Here is a 16,194-nt window from a genome sequence, read left to right on the forward strand (position 1 = left end):
GCGTTGTGGATACGTCCGGCCGGGCCGGTGTGTGCGAGGGTGTGTCCTGCCCCACGGGCGGGTCTGTTTCAGTCAAGGGGAATCGCCCGTGAAGTTGTTCGGGAAATTGTTCGGCAAGAGCGCGCGTCAGGGCGGTGGTGGCGCCACCGCCCGCCACCGCGCCCGCCCGGAGGACGGCGGCGCGGGTGAGGAGCGGCGGCCGCTGTTCCGGGACCAGGTCGGCGCGCCCGGCGGTGACGCGCCGGGCGGGCAGGGCGTGCCGTCGGCCGGCCACGACCCGGCCGGACGCATAGGTTCCCAGGCGCCGGGCGGCTCCGGCCCGGGCGGGCCGGACCTGTCGGCGTGTCCGCGGTGCGGGCACCAGAACGCCGGGGCGAGCCGCTTCTGCTCGTACTGCGGCGCGCCGCTGCGGGCCGGGGTGAGCCCCGAGCGTCCCTCGGAGACCACCTCCACCATCTCCATCTCCGGTATCGAGGCGTACGACGGGGAGGCGACCGGGCAGGTCCAGCTCCCGTCGCTGACGCCGGAGGCCCAGGCGGCGGTGGACGCGCTGCCGGCCGGGTCGGCGCTGCTGGTGGTGCGCCGGGGGCCCAACTCCGGCAGCCGGTTCCTGCTGGACAGCGACCTGACCACCGCGGGGCGGCACCCGGAGAGCGACATCTTCCTGGACGACGTGACCGTCTCCCGGCGCCACGTGGAGTTCCGCCGCGGCCCGGACGGCGGCTTCACCGTCACGGACGTCGGCAGCCTCAACGGGACGTACGTCAACCGGGAGCCGATCGACGCCGCCGCCCTGGCCAGCGGCGACGAGGTGCAGATCGGCAAGTACCGGCTGGTCTTCTACGGGAGCCAGCGAGGACTCGGCATCTGACCCGTATCCGACCCGTCAGGGAAGGTCCATGCTGCGAACACCGTCGGGCGGTGCCGGCACCGGCACCGCCGCCACGGGGGGCGGGCTGATGAGCATCGGCACCGTGCTGAACCTGCTCCGGGAGGAGTTCCCCGAGGTCACGGTCTCCAAGATCCGTTTTCTGGAGGCGGAGGGCCTGGTGGAGCCCCGGCGCACGCCGGCCGGTTACCGCAAGTTCGGCCCGCGGGACGTGGAGCGGCTGGCGCGCGTGCTGCGCATGCAGCGCGACCACTACCTGCCGCTCAAGGTCATCCGCGAGCACCTGGACGCCCAGGAGCGGCCGCCCGCGGCGCCCACCGCGCCTGGGACGCGGCAGGTCCCGGGCGGGCCGTCCGAGGCCGCGGGCGCCGCCCCGGGCGGCCCCGGGACCGCCCGGGGCGGGCGCGTCGGCCGGGCCGAGCTGCTGGCCGCCGCGGGCGCCGACGAGGCGCAGCTGGCCGAGTGGGAGGCGTACGGACTGCTCGGGCCGGCCGAGGACGGCGGGTACGCCCCGGAGGCGGTCACGGTGGCGAAACTCGTGGCCGGTCTTGGCCGCTTCGGCCTCGAACCCCGGCACCTGCGCGCGATGAAGGCCGCGGCCGACCGCGAGGCCGGCCTGGTCGAACAGGTCGTCGCCCCGCTGCGGCGGCACCGGAATCCGCAGACCAGAGCGCATGCCGAGGCCCGCGCGCGGGAGCTGGCCGGGCTGTCGGCGCGGCTGCACGCGGCTCTGGTCGAGGCGGCCCTGCGCACGGGCCCGCGCTGACGCCGCCGGGCCCCGACTATCCAAACCGGCCGGGCACGTCCTAGGGTTGCTGTGTGAACGAGCTCGACGTCGTGGGTGTCCGGGTGGAAATGCCCTCCAACCAACCGATCGTGCTCCTGCGGGAAGTGGGAGGCGACCGGTACCTCCCGATCTGGATCGGACCGGGGGAGGCGACCGCGATCGCCTTCGCCCAGCAGGGCATGGCGCCCGCCCGCCCGCTGACCCATGACCTGTTCAAGGACGTGCTGGAGGCGGTGGGGCAGCGGCTCACCGAGGTCCGGATCACGGACCTGCGGGAGGGCGTCTTCTACGCGGAGCTGGTCTTCGCCAGCGGCGTCGAGGTCAGCGCGCGGCCGTCCGACGCCATAGCGCTCGCCCTGCGCACCGGGACCCCGATCTACGGCAGCGACGGGGTGCTGGACGACGCCGGCATCGCCATCCCGGACGAGCAGGAGGACGAGGTGGAGAAGTTCCGCGAGTTCCTCGACCAGATCTCGCCGGAGGACTTCGGGACCAGCAGCCAGTGAGCCGCGGGCCCGCGGACGCCGAGGCATTCGAGTAGCCTTTCCCGGAGGATAATCACGGGAAACCACCCTCAGGGTGATTATCACTCGGCGTGCCGAGTGTGGCGATCGTTGACGCACCCCGGGTGACTGCCTACCGTCGAGAAGGCAGGTCAAGGACGGAGGTCGGCGTGAGAAGCAGCGGCGACGGCACGGCGGCCGGCGGTCCGTATCCCCTTCGCGGGAGCGTGCCGGCGGAGTCGGCATCCCGGCATCGGGCCACGGCCCCCGGTACGCCGCCGCACGGGGAGGGCCTCGGGGGGACCGACCAGGTCGGCTACCGCGGTCCGACCGCGTGCGCGGCTGCGGGCATCACCTACCGGCAGCTCGACTACTGGGCGCGCACCGGCCTGGTGGAGCCCAGCGTGCGGCCGGCCTACGGCTCCGGCAGCCAGCGGCTCTACAGCTTCCGGGACGTGGTCGTCCTGAAGATCGTCAAGCGGTTGCTGGACACCGGCGTGTCCCTGCAGAACATCCGCACCGCCGTCCAGCACCTGCGCACCCGGGGCCTGGACGACCTGGCGCAGGTGACGTTGATGAGCGACGGCGCCACCGTCTACGAGTGCACCTCGCCCGACGAGGTGGTCGACCTCCTGCAGGGCGGCCAGGGCGTCTTCGGCATCGCCGTGGGCGTGGTGTGGCGGGACGTGGAGACCGCGCTGGCGCAGCTGCACGGCGAGCGGGTGGACACCGGCGAGACGCTGATCGGGCACAACCCCGCCGACGAGCTGGCGCGCCGCCGCAACCGGGCGGGCTGAGACCGGCGCCGCGGCCGTACGGGCCGGCCCGGCGGGCGGGGCGCGGGCGGGTCCGGCCCCGGGCGGCGCGGGGCGTTGTCAGTGGCGTGCGGCACCATCGGTGGTGTGAGGGACGCCCCGACGATCCTGCATCTGGACATGGACGCTTTCTACGCCGCGGCGGAGCAGGCGGCCAAGCCCAGCCTGCGCGGCAAGGCGGTCGTGGTCGGCGGCCTCGGCCCGCGCGGTGTGGTCGCCACCGCGTCGTACGAGGCCCGGGTCTTCGGCGTCCACTCGGCCATGGCGATGGCCCAGGCCCGCCGCCTGTGCCCGCACGCGGCCTTCCTCTCCCCCCGCTTCCCGCTGTACCGCCAGGTGAGCGAGGCCGTCATGGGGCTGCTCGGAGCCCTGTCCCCGCTGGTCGAGCCGCTGAGCCTGGACGAGGCGTTCGTGGACCTGGAGGCGGGCGGCACCCCGGCCACGACGGCCGCCGCCCGGGCCGTGGGGGAGCGGCTGCGCGCGGACATCCGCGCCGCCACGGGCCTGGCCGGCTCGGTGGGCCTGGCCGGGTCCAAGATGCTCGCCAAGATCGCTTCCGAGCAGGCCAAGCCCGACGGGCTGGCCGTCATCGAGCCGGGCACGGAGCTGGACCTGCTCGCGCCGATGCCGGTCCGCGCGCTGCCGGGCGTGGGGCCCGCCACGGCCGAGGCGCTGCGGCGCGCCGGGCTGCACACCGTCGCCGAGACCCGCCAGGCGGGGGAGGCGGAGCTGGTGCGCCTGCTGGGCAAGGCGCACGGCGCGTGGGTGCACGCGATGGCCACGGGCCGGGACGAGCGGCCGGTGGTCGCCGAGCGGGACACGAAGTCGATATCGGTGGAGGACACCTTCGACGTCGACCTGACCGACCGGGTCCGGGTGCACACGGAGATCGCCCGGCTCGCCGACCGGTGCGTGGAGCGGCTGCGGGCGGCGGGCCGCTCAGGCCGCACGGTCCAGATCAAGGTCCGCAGGTACGACTTCTCGACGCTCACCCGCTCGGAGACCCTGCGCGGGCCCACCGACGACCCGGCCGTGGTGCGTGAGGCCGCGGCCCGGCTGATCGAGCAGGTGGACACCACGGAGGGCGTCCGGCTGCTGGGCGTGGGCGTGAGCGGGCTGGCCGACTACACACAGGAGGACCTTTTCGCGCAGGCGGCGCAGGCCGAGCGGGCGGCCCGGGGCGGGGAGCCGGACCCGGCCGCGGAGGAGGAGGCGGGGCAGGCCGCGTCGGGCCGCGCGGCGGCGGCCGCCGGAGGAGCGGACGCCCGGCCCGGCGGACCGGCGCTCCCAGGGGCGCCGGACCGGGGCCCGGGGCCGTCCCCCGGCGAGGCGGGCGGCGTCGGAGCGCCCCGGCGCTGGCTGCCGGGCTCCGACGTGCGGCACGCCGAGCACGGGCCGGGCTGGGTGCAGGGCAGCGGCGTGGGCCGGGTGACCGTGCGGTTCGAGCAGCCCGGGTCGCCGCCGGGCCGGGTGCGGACCTTCGCTGTGGACGACCCGGCGCTGCGGCCATCGGACCCGCTGCCGCTGCGGCCTCCCGCGCGGCCCGGTCCGTCCGCCGGGGCGCCCGGCCGGCCCCGGCCGCCGCGCCCGGAGCAGACGGCGGGGCCTGCGCCGGGGGCCGGACCTGTGCCTGCGGCGGGGCCTGTGCCCGCGGCCGGGGGAGCGGCGGCCGGGACCGGCCGGCCCTCGGACGCCGGCCCGCCCGGGCGGACCGGGGAGGCCGGGCCGGTTCCCCGGGCCGGGGAGGCCGGTCCGTCCGCAAAGCCCGGTGCGCCCCCTCCGGCCGCGCGGCCCGAAGAGGGTGGGACCGCCGGTGAGGACCCGGGTCAGCGCGTGGCGTCCAGCCCGTAGTGGTGGTACAGCTCCATCTCCTGCTCGGGCGACAGGTGGCGGCCGACCCCCAGGTCCGGGGCCTCCCTGATCAGCGCCCGGTCGTAGGGGACGCGCAGCGTGCCGCCGACGACCTCGCTCGGTTCGAGCGGGACGAAGACGTCCCGGCTGAACAGGCCGGTGCGTACGGCCGCCCACTCCGGCTCGCCGGTCGCGTCGTCGAGGTAGACCTCGTCCACGGTGCCGATCTTCACGCCGCCGCGGTCGAACGCCTTGCGCCCGATCAGGGCCCGGGGGTTGATATCGGTCTGCACAGCCTCTCCCACACTCGTCCCGCTCTCGGCCATCCCCCGCGTACCCGGGCGGCCCCGGTTGTCCCGGGCCGTCCCCGACTACCTACGAAAAGCCACAACCGGCCGCGCGTCCACTCGGGCTACGCCTTCCCGCCACGCCGTGCTACGCGCTGGTAGGCTGGCTGTCGGCTGCAGACCCCACGCGGGAGAGTCCTCCGCCGACGCTGTCGGAGGCGCCGAAGGAGCAAATCCTCCCCGGAATCTCTCAGGCACCGGTACCGCGCGGGTGAGGTCACTCTGGAAAGCAGGACGGGCTCAAGGGGCGCACCACCGGCCCGGGCCGCGACCTCACCGACGGTGCAAGCCGCGGCCGCGCACGCCGGCCCGGTGAAGCTCTCAGGTCGAGATGACAGAGGGGGAGGCCGTCCGGGGCGCCGCCGCGCGGTGCCCTCACCGGGTCGTACGGACCAGGAGGCCCTCGCCCATGACCGCCCCTCGCATTCCCCTGTCCGAGCTGGAGCGCGGCACGCCGTTCGCCCGCCGCCACATCGGGCCCGACGCCGCGGCGCAGGCCAAGATGCTCGCCCAGGTCGGCTTCGGGTCGCTCGACGAGCTGACCGCGGCCGCCGTGCCGGAGACGATCGCCGACGCCGGGGCGCTCGCCCTGCCCGGCGCCCTGGACGAGGCGCGGGTGCTGGCCGAGCTGCGTGCCCTCGCCGCCCGCAACGAGGTCCTGTCCTCGATGATCGGCCTGGGCTACCACGGCACCTTCACCCCGCCGGTGATCCAGCGCAACGTGCTGGAGAACCCGGCCTGGTACACCGCGTACACGCCCTACCAGCCGGAGATCTCCCAGGGCCGGCTGGAGGCCCTGCTGAACTTCCAGACCGTCGTCGCCGACCTGACCGGCCTGCCCACCGCCGGGGCCTCGCTGCTGGACGAGGGCACGGCGGCGGCCGAGGCCATGGCCCTGTCCCGGCGCGCGGTGAAGTCGCCGGACGGCGAACCGGGCGTCTTCCTCGTGGACGCCGACTGCCTGCCGCAGACCATCGCGGTGCTGCGCACCCGGGCCGAGCCCGTCGGCATCGAGGTGGCCGTCGCCGACCTGGCCGGCGGCATCCCCGAGGAGGTGGCCGGACGCGGCCTGTTCGGCGTGCTGGTGCAGTACCCCGGCGCGTCCGGCGCGGTGCGCGACCCGCGGCCGGTGGTGGAGCGCGCCCACGAGCTGGGCGCGGTGGTGACGGTCGCCGCCGACCTGCTCGCGCTGACCCTGCTCGCCTCGCCGGGCGCGCTGGGCGCGGACATCGCGGTGGGCAGCAGCCAGCGCTTCGGCGTGCCGATGGGCTTCGGCGGGCCGCACGCCGCCTTCATGGCCGTACGGGAGGGTTACGCGCGCAGCCTGCCGGGCCGGCTCGTGGGCGTGTCGGTGGACGCGGACGGGCGGCCCGCCTACCGCCTGGCCCTGCAGACCCGCGAGCAGCACATCCGCCGCGAGCGCGCCACCAGCAACATCTGCACCGCGCAGGTGCTGCTCGCCGTGATGGCCGGGTGCTACGCGGTCTACCACGGCCCCGAGGGGCTGGCCGCCATCGCGCACCGCACGCACCGCTACGCCGCCGTGCTCGCCGCGGGCCTGCGCGCGGGCGGCGTCGAGGTGGTGCACGGCGCGTACTTCGACACCCTCACCGCGCGCGTGCCGGGCCGGGCCGCGGAGGTGGTCGCCGCGGCCCGCGCCGGCGGGGTCAACCTGCGCCTGACCGACGCCGACCACGTCGGCATCGCCTGCGACGAGACCACCGGCCGCGACCAGCTCGCCGCCGTGTGGGCCGCCTTCGGCGTGCCGGCCCCCGACGTGGACGCGCTCGACGCGCGGACGGACGACGCGCTGCCCGCCGCGCTGCGCCGCGACGACGCGTACCTGACCCACCCGGTCTTCCACCGGCACCGCTCGGAGACCGCGATGCTGCGCTACCTGCGCCGCCTGGCCGACCGGGACTACGCGCTGGACCGGGGCATGATCCCGCTCGGGTCGTGCACCATGAAGCTCAACGCGACGGCCGAGATGGAGCCGGTCACCTGGCCGGGGTTCGCCGGGCTGCACCCGTTCGCCCCGCTGGACCAGGCGGAGGGGTACCTGGAGCTGATCCGCGAGCTGGAGAGCCACCTCGCGGCGATCACCGGCTACGCCGCGGTGTCCCTCCAGCCGAACGCCGGATCGCAGGGCGAGCTGGCCGGGCTGCTGGCGGTCCGGGCGTACCACCGGGCGCGCGGCGAGGAGCGGCGCACCGTCTGCCTGATCCCGTCCTCCGCGCACGGCACGAACGCCGCGAGCGCCGTCATGGCCGGGATGCGGGTCGTGGTGGTGAAGACCGGCGCGGACGGCGAGGTCGACGCCGACGACCTGCGCGAGAAGATCGACCGGCACCGCGACGAGCTGGCCGTCCTGATGATCACCTACCCGTCCACGCACGGCGTGTTCGAAAGCCACGTCGCCGAGATCTGCGCGGCCGTCCACGACGCGGGCGGCCAGGTGTACGTGGACGGCGCGAACCTCAACGCGCTGGTGGGCCTGGCCAGGCCCGGCCGGTTCGGCGGCGACGTCTCCCACCTCAACCTGCACAAGACCTTCTGCATCCCGCACGGCGGCGGCGGCCCCGGCGTCGGGCCGGTCGCGGTGCGCGCGCACCTGGCCCCGTACCTGCCGGGCCACCCGGCGGTGGACGGCAAGGGGCCGGAGGGCGGCGTGGGCCCGGTCTCCGCGGCGCCCTGGGGGTCGGCGGGCATACTGCCGATCTCCTGGGCGTACGTCCGGCTGATGGGCGCCGAGGGGCTGCGCCGCGCCACGCAGGTCGCGGTGCTCGGCGCCAACTACGTCGCCAGGCGCCTGGAGCCGCACTACCCGGTGCTCTACACCGGTCCGGGCGGCCTGGTCGCCCACGAGTGCGTGATCGACCTGCGGCCGCTGACCAAGGCCACCGGGGTGACCGTGGACGACGTGGCCAAGCGGCTGATCGACTACGGGTTCCACGCGCCGACGATGTCCTTCCCGGTCGCCGGGACGCTGATGATCGAGCCGACGGAGAGCGAGGACCTGGCCGAGCTGGACCGCTTCTGCGCGGCGATGATCGCGATTCGCGCGGAGATCGACCGGGTCGGCTCGGGGGAGTGGCCGAGGGACGACAATCCGCTGCGGAACGCGCCGCACACGGCGCAGGCGCTGGGCGGCCCGTGGCCGCACCCGTACACCCGGGAGGAGGCGGTCTTCCCGGAGGGCGTGCCGGCGGCGGACAAGTACTGGCCGCCCGTGCGGCGGATCGACGGGGCGTTCGGGGACCGCAACCTGGTCTGCTCGTGCCCGCCGGTGGACTCCTACGACCACTGACCGGCCACCGGCCGGGCGGGGCCCGGTCACCGGACCCGGCGGTGGCCGGGCGCCGACGGGGCCGCGCCACCGCGGCCCCCCCGTGAGCGCTTCTCATGTGAGCCGCGGTATTCTCATCCGAGATGTCGGCTGCTTATGCAAAAGGCCGGTCCGGCGGCTCGCCGGACCGGCCCCGTGGGGAGGGTGCGGTGCTCCCCTGGGGTTGGCTTTCCTAGGCGGCGGTGGCGACGTGCTCGGTGCCCAGCGACCGCCGAGGGGCGATGACCTGCCCGTCGGGCAGCAGCTCACCGGTGTCTTCGAAGAGGAGGACACCGTTGCACAGAAGGCTCCACCCCTGCTCCGGGTAGTGCGCCACCAAGTGGGCTGCTTCCCGGTCGGCGGAGTCCGCTGATGGGCACGATGGCTGGTGCTCGCACATGGAAGGGTTCTTTCGCTGCGTTGTGGTGACTGTCCTGCGGCTTGATGCGGCGTCCATTGGCCGCCCCCCGTATCAGTATCGTATCCAGTGGTCGTCGGGTCACAGTGTTGCGTTTCGGCCGCGATTCCGCAGGGATTTCGGCGCGGCCGTCCTCATCCCATCATGACGCATCACTCCTGCGGACGGGTTACCGGAACCTCACCATCTCTTCGAGTGGTTCGAGATAGTCCGGATGGACTGGTCCGTCCGGGTGAGGCGCGTGGCGCGCACAGCCGTGCGCCCCGCGGCCATGGGGCCGCGGGGCGCGAGTGGCTGGAGTGCCGGAACGTCAGACCGGCGAGCCGAGCAGCGGGGCGGGGGTGAGCCGGTGGGTGAGGACCGGCAGCAGGTCCGCCGCCCGGTGCTCGCGGTGGGCCGCGATGCCGGGAGGCGCGGGAGCCAGCGGTATCAGCAGGTCATCCGGGTCGAGGCCGCCGGCGGCCGGGTCGGCCTCCGGGTCGCGGCGCAGCCAGAGGGTGAGCATGTACAGCTCGGGAACGGACAGCAGGCGGGGCTGGTACGCGTCCGGCAGCGCCTCTGCCTGGCGCAGGGCCTGCTCGGTGGAGGTCACGTACGGACCCTCGCAGAAGTGCGAGAAGGCCCAGCCGTCCGCGGTGAGCATGGTCTCGGCGACCGCGACCAGGCGGTCGCCGCCGCGGACCAGGAACCGCCAGCCGGTCAGCCGCGTGAGCGGCGGACCACCGGTCCCGGCGATGTCGTCCAGGATGTGGACGGGCAGCGGGAGTTCCGGTTCGACGGGGGTGGCTAACGAGCTGAGGGCCGAGGGGCGGGTCTCGCGGACGGCGCGGGAGCCGAGGGCTGTGAGGACACTGCGCAGAGCAGGCGCTGGAGCCGGGGGGACGTGCAGCGGCATGGTCGGTCGCCTCTCTCAAGGGACACGTGCGAAGTGGTGCGCGGGTCGAGTGGATGGCGCTGGAGGGAACGGGAAGGAAGACGGGTCAGAGGTGGGCCGGGACGGATCGTCGGGGCTGTGACTCTCTGCCTCAAGTGAGCAGCTTATCCGACAAGTGTTCCCGGTATGTTTCACTTAGCCGTCTCCCGCATTGCGGACAAGGGCTTATCCGGACCTCTCCGGAGCGAAAATTCCCTGTGTTATGCCCCTTAATGGGGTGCTTTGTCCTTGCGGTTGTGTGGGAGCACGATGGACCGGATTTCCGCCGCCCGGCGCACTGCGAGGCGCCTGGCGTGCGGAAAGGGTGTACAGAGGTGCACTCGCGCGCGCGGACACACGCCCGCGCCGGGCCCGTCCGGCCGGCGGGCCGCCCGGCCTGCCCGGCGCCCGGGTGGGGCGTCCGGGGCGACGGCCGCTCCTGGAAGGATGCTGCTGTCCGACCCGGAGGGTCCGGGACGTCCGGCGGACGTCGGCGGCCGAGCCCGTGCGGCGGACGGACGGTGCGGCGGGACGGCGGAGACGGAGGCAGGAGTGCGGGCACAGGCGCGTGACGCGGCGGGCGCCCCCGCCGGGCCCGGGCTGCCCCGGCGGACCCTGCGCGACGAGACGCTGCTCGTACTCGCGCTGTCCCTCGGCGCGAGCGCCGTGTCCGCGCTGATCAGCTTCGTCGGCTCGGTGACCAGGCCCGGGGGGCTGCGGGACCAGGCCGCGCGGCTGAACACCTCGGCGGCGCCCGGCCGGCCGTGGCTGGACCTCGCCTGGCAGCTCTTCGGTATCGCCACCGCCCTGGTGCCGGTCGCGCTCGTGGCCCACCTGCTGCGGCGCGAGGGGGTGGGGCTGCGCGCCACCGGCTTCGACCGCCGCCGCCCCGGCTTCGACCTGGGCTGGGGGGCCGCGGTCGCGGCGGTAATCGGCGGCACCGGACTGCTGCTCTACCTCGGCGCGCGGGCCGCCGGGGGCAACCTCACGGTGGTGCCCGAATCGCTGCCGGACGTGTGGTGGAAGATCCCGGTCCTGATCGCCTCCGCGGTGCAGAACGCGGTGCTGGAGGAGGTGGTCGTCGTCGGCTACCTGCTGCGCAGGCTCGGCCAGCTGGGCTGGACACCGGCGGCCGCGCTGCTGGCCAGCTCGGGGCTGCGCGGCACGTACCACCTCTACCAGGGGCTCGGCGGGTTCGCCGGCAACATGGCGATGGGCGTGGTCTTCGTGCTGCTCTACCGCCGCTGGGGGCGGGTCGGGCCGCTGGTCGCGGCGCACGCGATGATCGACACCGTGGCCTTCGTCGGGTACGCGCTGCTGGCGGGCACGGTGGACTGGCTGCCCACGGCGTAGCCGGCCCGCCGCCGCGAACGGTGCCCGGGCCGGCTTCGCGCGCGGGCGGTCAGGGCGCGGTGAGCAGATCCCCGTCGATGACGGTGACGGCGGTGCCGGTCAGCAGCGTGCGGTCCCCGCGCAGCGCCGTGCGGACCAGCCCGGTACGGGCGGACGCCTGCAGCCCGGTCAGCTCGTCACGGCCGAGCCGGGCGGACCAGAAGGGGGCGAGGGCGGTGTGCGCGCTGCCGGTCACCGGGTCCTCGTCGATGCCGACGGCCGGGCCGAACACCCGCGAGACGAAGTCGTAGCCGGCGGCCGGGTCCGCGGCGAGCGCGGTGGCGGCGACGGCCCGGTGGCTGAGCCCGGCCAGCGCCCGGAAGTCGGGCGTGAGGGCGCGCACGGCTTTCTCGTCGGCCAGCTCCACGAGCAGGTCGCCGAGGTTCGGACTGGTGTCGTGGGCTGAGAGGACCTCCGCGCCCAGCCAGACGGCCACGTCCGGCGGTACGTCGACCGGTGTGAGCGGGGCGGTCGGGAAGTCGAGGGTGATCGTCCCGGAGGCGTCGGCGTCCGCCGCCAGCACGCCGCTGCGGGTCGCGAAGCGGACCGTGCCGCTCGCGGTGCCCGTGGTGCGCAGGACGTGCGCGGTGGCGAGCGTGGCGTGGCCGCACAGGTCGACCTCCTGGGCCGGGGTGAACCAGCGCAGCGCCCAGTCGGCCTCGGCGCCGGCCGGCAGGCGGTGCGCGAAGGCGGTCTCGGCGAGGTTCACCTCGGCGGCGACCTGCTGCAGCCATCGGTCGTCCGGGAAGGCGGGCCCGTCCAGGAGGAGGACGCCGGCCGGGTTGCCGGCGAAGGGGCGGTCGGTGAAGGCGTCGACGATTCGTATCCGCATGCCCGCGACCGTAGGCGGCGCGCGGGCATGCGGGCCACGGCCAATCGGCGGAGCGTGGACCGGTGTCCGGCGGCGGGGCCTTCAGGACGCGCCCCGGCCCTCCCACCGGTCCCGGAACCACGCCAGGGTCTCGGCGAGCAGGTCGTGGTTGCGGTCCTTCTCCAGCAGCGACAGCCGGAAGCCGGGACGCAGCTCCAGCTTGCCCTCCGGGATGCCGACGCCCTCCAGCCCGTTCAGGCGCCGCAGGAGCTCGGCGCGCAGGGGGCGGTCGGTGAACGGCTCCCGCGCGGCGAGGTGCTGGAAGACCACCTCCGCGGTGCCGCCGCGCCCGGTGCCCGGGTAGAGCGTCAGCGGCCAGATGCCGCGGCCCGGCGCGCCCGCCTCGCCGAGCATGAGGAAAGCGCTGGTGGTGACGTGTCCCGCCCCGTACCCGATCCAGCCGCCGAGCGCCTCCCAGCGGGACAGGAGCGCGCGCACCGCCGCCACCGTCCCGGCGGAGTCGTCCGCGGCGAGCTGGCGCAGGAACCGGTCGGCGCGCGTCTCCTCGCCCCGGCCGCCGGCCACGGTGCCCTGTGCGGCCTCCTCGCCGTCCGCCTGGCCGTCGTCGGCCCTCGCGGCCAGCAGGGCGAGGTCGTCGGCGGTGAGGCGCTGCGCCGGATCGGCCGAGCCGGCGACCGTGAAGCGGACCCCGTCGGCGGCCAGCCGGGCGCGGACGTCGCCTCCGGAGTCCTGGTCCGCCCAGCGGAAGCCGTCGGAGATCCGTCCCTCGGCGGTGAGCACCCGGTAGGCGTTGGCCACTCTCGGCGTGCTGGCCAGATGCGTGCCCACGGCCTGGGCGCCGGATCCGAGGAACGCGGCCAGGTCGCCGTAGGACGTCCACGTCCCGTGCGGGAGCGCCGCGAGCACCTCGTGGGCCAGCCGCCAGTCACGGCCGCGCTCCACGCGGCCGGCGCCGGGCAGCGGGGCCGGCCACAGCGCGACCGCCCGGTCGGCCAGGTCGTCGGCGCGGGCCAGGATCTCCTCAGCGCCCCAGCGGCCGGTGGCGGCGATGCGCCGGTTCATCTCCAGATGGCTGCCCCGCAGCAGGTCCTGCTTGCGCTCGAAGGGGTGGTTGGACAGCTCCGCGTTGACCGCGGTGAGCGTCAGGTTCCCCAGGGTGTGCCGCAGCCGGGCGTGCAGGTCCTCCGCGCTCTCCCCGTCGGCCGCGTCCTCGGCCAGCGTCCGGATCCACTCCTCGCCGGGCGACTGCGGCATGACGTGCTCGATGGTGAGCCGCGCGGTGGCGAAGTCCACCGGCTCGGGGTGCCCGTAGCTCTCCTCCAGCCGCTGCAGCACCATCTTGCGCTGGTGCCAGCGCCCGTACTGGTAGAAGGGCCCCGTGCGGACCTTCTCGCGCAGCTCGTCGTCGGCGGGCCAGAAGCGGCCGTCGGCGGACAGGAGCCGGTGCAGGCCGTCGGCGACGGGCACGCCGAGCGGGAGCTGTCCGGGCACGGCACGGAAGATCCCGTCGAGGCTGTTCGTCGGCACCCGGCAGATCATCCGGCGCACCAGGAAGCTCTCGATGTACGACAGGGCGCGGGCGGTGTCGGAGGAGTCGAGCTCCCCGCGCTCGCGCCGTTCGAGCAGGAGCATCAGCGCGGGGTGGGTGACCTGCGCCTGCCAGGCGTTCAGGCGGTGCAGGCAGGCCCGGACCGCCGCGTCCGGCTCCTGCTCGGGGTGCAGCAGCCGGCGGAGGAGGGCACCGCGGCGGTGCAGCTCCCTGACGTACGCCTCGATCTCCGCCTCGCCCGCCTCACCGTCCTCGAAGCGCCGCTGCTGGGCGGAGGAGAGGTCCTGGCGGCGGGCCCGGTCGTCCCCGTCGAGCACGAGATGCAGCCACATCAGGTGTTCGAGCTCGTCGTTGCTCAGGCTGTCCTGCAACGGCAGCCAGTACGTCTCGTAGACCTGCTCGCCGCGGCTGGGCAGCCGCATGAACACGTGGTTGCGCAGCAGGTCGGCCTGGCTGAGCCGGCGTCCGGTGTTGTTCAGGGACTCGAAGATGCGGTGCACGTTGTCCCCGCGCTCCGCGGTCACCGCCACCAGCGTGAGCCGGGTGGTGATGGCCCGCTCGATGCGGAACACCTCCCGCGGGTGAGCCGGATCCTCCGTCTCGGCGAACCGGCGGCGGAAGAAGCCGTAGGCCGCGGCGACGGTGCCGCCCGCGGCCGGCCCGGGCTCCGGGCCACGCAGGTGCGCGGCGAACTGCGGCCGGTCGGCCTGGGTCGGCAGCAGGCGGAAGTGGTCGTCGCCGGTCATGCGCTTGTTGACCAGGTAGTCCTCGCTGATGCGCTCGGCCTCGTCCGGCCGGGTGTCCGCGACGTGGTCGCGGAGCGCGGCGAGCGCGAGGCTGAGCGTGGTCAGCCGCTGCTGGCCGTCCACGACGAGCCAGCGGGGGAAGGTCGGCTCGTTCTGCGGAGACGGGGCGAGAACCACCGAGCCGAGGAAGTGCGGGCTCGCCTGCCGCTCCGCTCCGATCAGCTCGGCCTGCTCCAGGACGTCGCTCCACAGCTGCGTCAGCTGCTTCTCCTGCCAGGAGTACGTCCGCTGGTACAGCGGCACCTGGTACTGCTGGGCCCGCCCCTGCACAAGATCGGCGAACAGCGTTTCCCTGACCTGCATCGTGGTCCCCCCACTGGTTCCGGCTCCGGTCGACTGCCTAGGGAAACGACCCTAGGGCCACCCACTGACAACCGGAGAGCCGCGGGCGGACGGACGGGTCCGCGGGACGCGGCGCGGACGACCGCGCACGCGGCTCCTTCGGATCCGGGCCTTGCCGTCCGATCGCTTCCGATATATCGTTGAGCTATCACGAGAGGTCAAGGAAGGAAACCGAAAGGACGACATGATGCGTACCTCACGACACGACACCGAGCACCGCGGCTTCGAGCGCCACGGGTGGGCGGACTTCGAGCGGCGGCGCGCCGCCTTCGGGCCGTTCGGGCCGCCCTTCGGCGGGCCCCCGTTCGGCGGCAGGGGGCGCGGCGGACCGCACCACGGCCGGGCCCGGCGCGGGGACGTGCGCGCCTCGATCCTGGCGCTGCTGCGCGACCGCCCCATGCACGGCTACGAGATGATCCAGGAGATCGGCGAGCGCAGCGGGGGCGCGTGGCGGCCGAGCCCGGGCTCCGTCTACCCCACCCTTCAGCTCCTGGAGGACGAGGGGCTGATCAGCAGCGAGACCGAGGGCGGCAAGAAGCTGTTCTCGCTCACCGAGGCGGGCAGCGCCGAGGCCGAGGCGGCCCCCGGCACCCCGTGGGAGGCGGTCGGGCGGGGCGTCGACTGGGAGGCGGCGCGGGAGATCCGGCAGGCCGCGGCCGGCCTGATCGAGGCGTTCTCGCAGGTGTTCCGGACGGGCAGTGCCGAGCAGCGGCAGAAGGCCCTCGCCGTCATCAACGACGCCCGTAAGAGGCTCTACCTGATCCTGGCCGACGAGGACGGCGACTGACCGGCGCACGGATCGCGGCGGGCCGACGCGGTGCACCCCCGCGCGGGGCGCACCGCCCCCGCTTTCCCCGAGGGCCGCCGGGGGCGGGTCCTCCCGGAGGAGGAGAGCCGGCCGGTGGGCGCGCAACCACCGTGGGATGCGTGGATGATCCGCTCTGGGGACGCTTTGGCGGCTCCGGGCTGATGGGGTGGGATCGTGCGACATCCTCCCCGTACCCCCGCCTGCGCCGGCCGGTCGGCCGGTGCCGGCGGCGCGCCCACCGGCCCGCACGGCGCGGAGCGGGCGGGCCGGTACGGCTCGTGCGCGGTGCTCGGCGAGAAGCTGGCCGCGGCGGTCTCGGGCGCGCGCCGGCGCGCCCTGCTCGGCGCCGACCGGCAGGTCGACACCGCGCACCTGCTGCACGCCCTCCTGGAGTCGGACCCGGCCGTGGCGGCCGCGTTCGACGGCGGACCGGCCCAGGTGGCGCGGGTGCGCGGCTACCTCGTCCAGCGGGCCGTCGGCTACAGGCTCCGGTGGAGCCGCACGGTGGAGGACTCCGGCGCCGTCCCCGTCGCGGGCCCCGGGGCCGGTGCCCCCGGCGCGGAGGGCGGCGCGCCGGGCTGGTCGCCCGCCGCGGCCGCGGCCGTGGCGGCCGCGTT

At 75.1% G+C, this 16,194-nt stretch carries 13 protein-coding genes, 1 pseudogene and 1 riboswitch; of the genes and pseudogenes, 9 read left to right on the forward strand and 5 right to left on the reverse strand.

Annotated elements, in window-relative coordinates; genetic code table 11:
- The first annotated feature begins 31 nt into the window (after positions 1-31).
- The 5 genes from RKE29_RS08820 (at position 32) to RKE29_RS08840 (ending at position 4,845) form a co-directional block, all read left to right on the forward strand.
- Positions 32-871 carry an FHA domain-containing protein gene (locus RKE29_RS08820; RefSeq protein ID WP_312004531.1) on the forward strand — a complete coding sequence of 280 codons (840 nt, stop codon included), beginning with the start codon at positions 32-34 and terminating at the stop codon, positions 869-871.
- A gap of 28 nt (positions 872-899) precedes the next feature.
- Positions 900-1,655 (forward strand): MerR family transcriptional regulator, encoded by a 756-nt coding sequence (locus RKE29_RS08825; RefSeq protein ID WP_312004532.1) that lies wholly within the window; start codon positions 900-902, stop codon positions 1,653-1,655.
- 53 nt (positions 1,656-1,708) lie between these two features.
- Positions 1,709-2,182 (forward strand): bifunctional nuclease family protein, encoded by a 474-nt coding sequence (locus RKE29_RS08830; protein WP_144385830.1) that lies wholly within the window; start codon positions 1,709-1,711, stop codon positions 2,180-2,182.
- A 167-nt stretch (positions 2,183-2,349) separates the two neighbouring features.
- Positions 2,350-2,976, forward strand: a complete 627-nt coding sequence (locus tag RKE29_RS08835; RefSeq protein ID WP_312004533.1) for a MerR family transcriptional regulator — start codon at positions 2,350-2,352, stop codon at positions 2,974-2,976.
- 105 nt (positions 2,977-3,081) lie between these two features.
- Complete coding sequence (locus tag RKE29_RS08840; protein ID WP_312004534.1) at positions 3,082-4,845, forward strand: DNA polymerase IV; 1,764 nt, start codon at positions 3,082-3,084, stop codon at positions 4,843-4,845.
- On the opposite strand, the gene RKE29_RS08845 is transcribed toward RKE29_RS08840, so the two are convergent.
- Complete coding sequence (locus RKE29_RS08845; protein ID WP_312004535.1) at positions 4,821-5,138, reverse strand: PRC-barrel domain-containing protein; 318 nt, start codon at positions 5,136-5,138, stop codon at positions 4,821-4,823. The genes RKE29_RS08840 and RKE29_RS08845 overlap by 25 nt on opposite strands.
- A 172-nt stretch (positions 5,139-5,310) precedes the next feature.
- Positions 5,311-5,408: riboswitch (glycine riboswitch) on the forward strand.
- Between the two features lie 193 nt (positions 5,409-5,601).
- On the opposite strand from RKE29_RS08845, the gene gcvP reads away from it, so the two are divergent.
- The gene (gcvP, locus tag RKE29_RS08850; RefSeq protein ID WP_312004536.1) at positions 5,602-8,499 is read left to right on the forward strand and encodes an aminomethyl-transferring glycine dehydrogenase; all 2,898 of its coding nucleotides are present in this window, start codon (positions 5,602-5,604) and stop codon (positions 8,497-8,499) included.
- A 211-nt stretch (positions 8,500-8,710) separates the two neighbouring features.
- Here gcvP and RKE29_RS08855 read toward each other — a convergent pair whose 3' ends face one another.
- Together RKE29_RS08855 and RKE29_RS08860 are read right to left on the reverse strand one after the other, a co-directional pair.
- Positions 8,711-8,917 (reverse strand): DUF5999 family protein, encoded by a 207-nt coding sequence (locus tag RKE29_RS08855; protein ID WP_312004537.1) that lies wholly within the window; start codon positions 8,915-8,917, stop codon positions 8,711-8,713.
- 328 nt (positions 8,918-9,245) lie between these two features.
- A complete protein-coding gene (locus RKE29_RS08860; RefSeq protein ID WP_312004538.1) occupies positions 9,246-9,830 on the reverse strand; it encodes a hypothetical protein in 585 nt (194 codons plus the stop codon).
- 618 nt (positions 9,831-10,448) lie between these two features.
- Here RKE29_RS08860 and RKE29_RS08865 point away from each other — a divergent pair.
- Positions 10,449-11,201, forward strand: a complete 753-nt coding sequence (locus RKE29_RS08865) for a type II CAAX endopeptidase family protein (RefSeq protein ID WP_312004543.1) — start codon at positions 10,449-10,451, stop codon at positions 11,199-11,201.
- Between the two features lie 49 nt (positions 11,202-11,250).
- Here RKE29_RS08865 and RKE29_RS08870 read toward each other — a convergent pair whose 3' ends face one another.
- Positions 11,251-12,072 carry a PhzF family phenazine biosynthesis isomerase gene (locus tag RKE29_RS08870; RefSeq protein ID WP_312004539.1) on the reverse strand — a complete coding sequence of 274 codons (822 nt, stop codon included), beginning with the start codon at positions 12,070-12,072 and terminating at the stop codon, positions 11,251-11,253.
- Between the two features lie 81 nt (positions 12,073-12,153).
- Positions 12,154-14,730, reverse strand: a complete 2,577-nt coding sequence (locus RKE29_RS08875; protein ID WP_312004540.1) for a DUF262 domain-containing protein — start codon at positions 14,728-14,730, stop codon at positions 12,154-12,156.
- A gap of 226 nt (positions 14,731-14,956) precedes the next feature.
- Between RKE29_RS08875 and RKE29_RS08880 the strand changes: the two genes are divergently transcribed.
- Both RKE29_RS08880 and RKE29_RS08885 read left to right on the forward strand, forming a co-directional pair.
- On the forward strand, positions 14,957-15,556 hold the full coding sequence (locus RKE29_RS08880) for a PadR family transcriptional regulator (RefSeq protein ID WP_312004541.1): 600 nt from the start codon (positions 14,957-14,959) through the stop codon (positions 15,554-15,556).
- Positions 15,557-15,862: 306 nt separating this feature from the next.
- Positions 15,863-16,194, forward strand: a pseudogene (locus tag RKE29_RS08885) (peptidase); the annotation flags it as partial.

The sequence above is a fragment of the Streptomyces sp. B1866 genome, assembly GCF_031932565.1.
Taxonomy (GTDB): Bacteria; Actinomycetota; Actinomycetes; order Streptomycetales; family Streptomycetaceae; genus Streptomyces.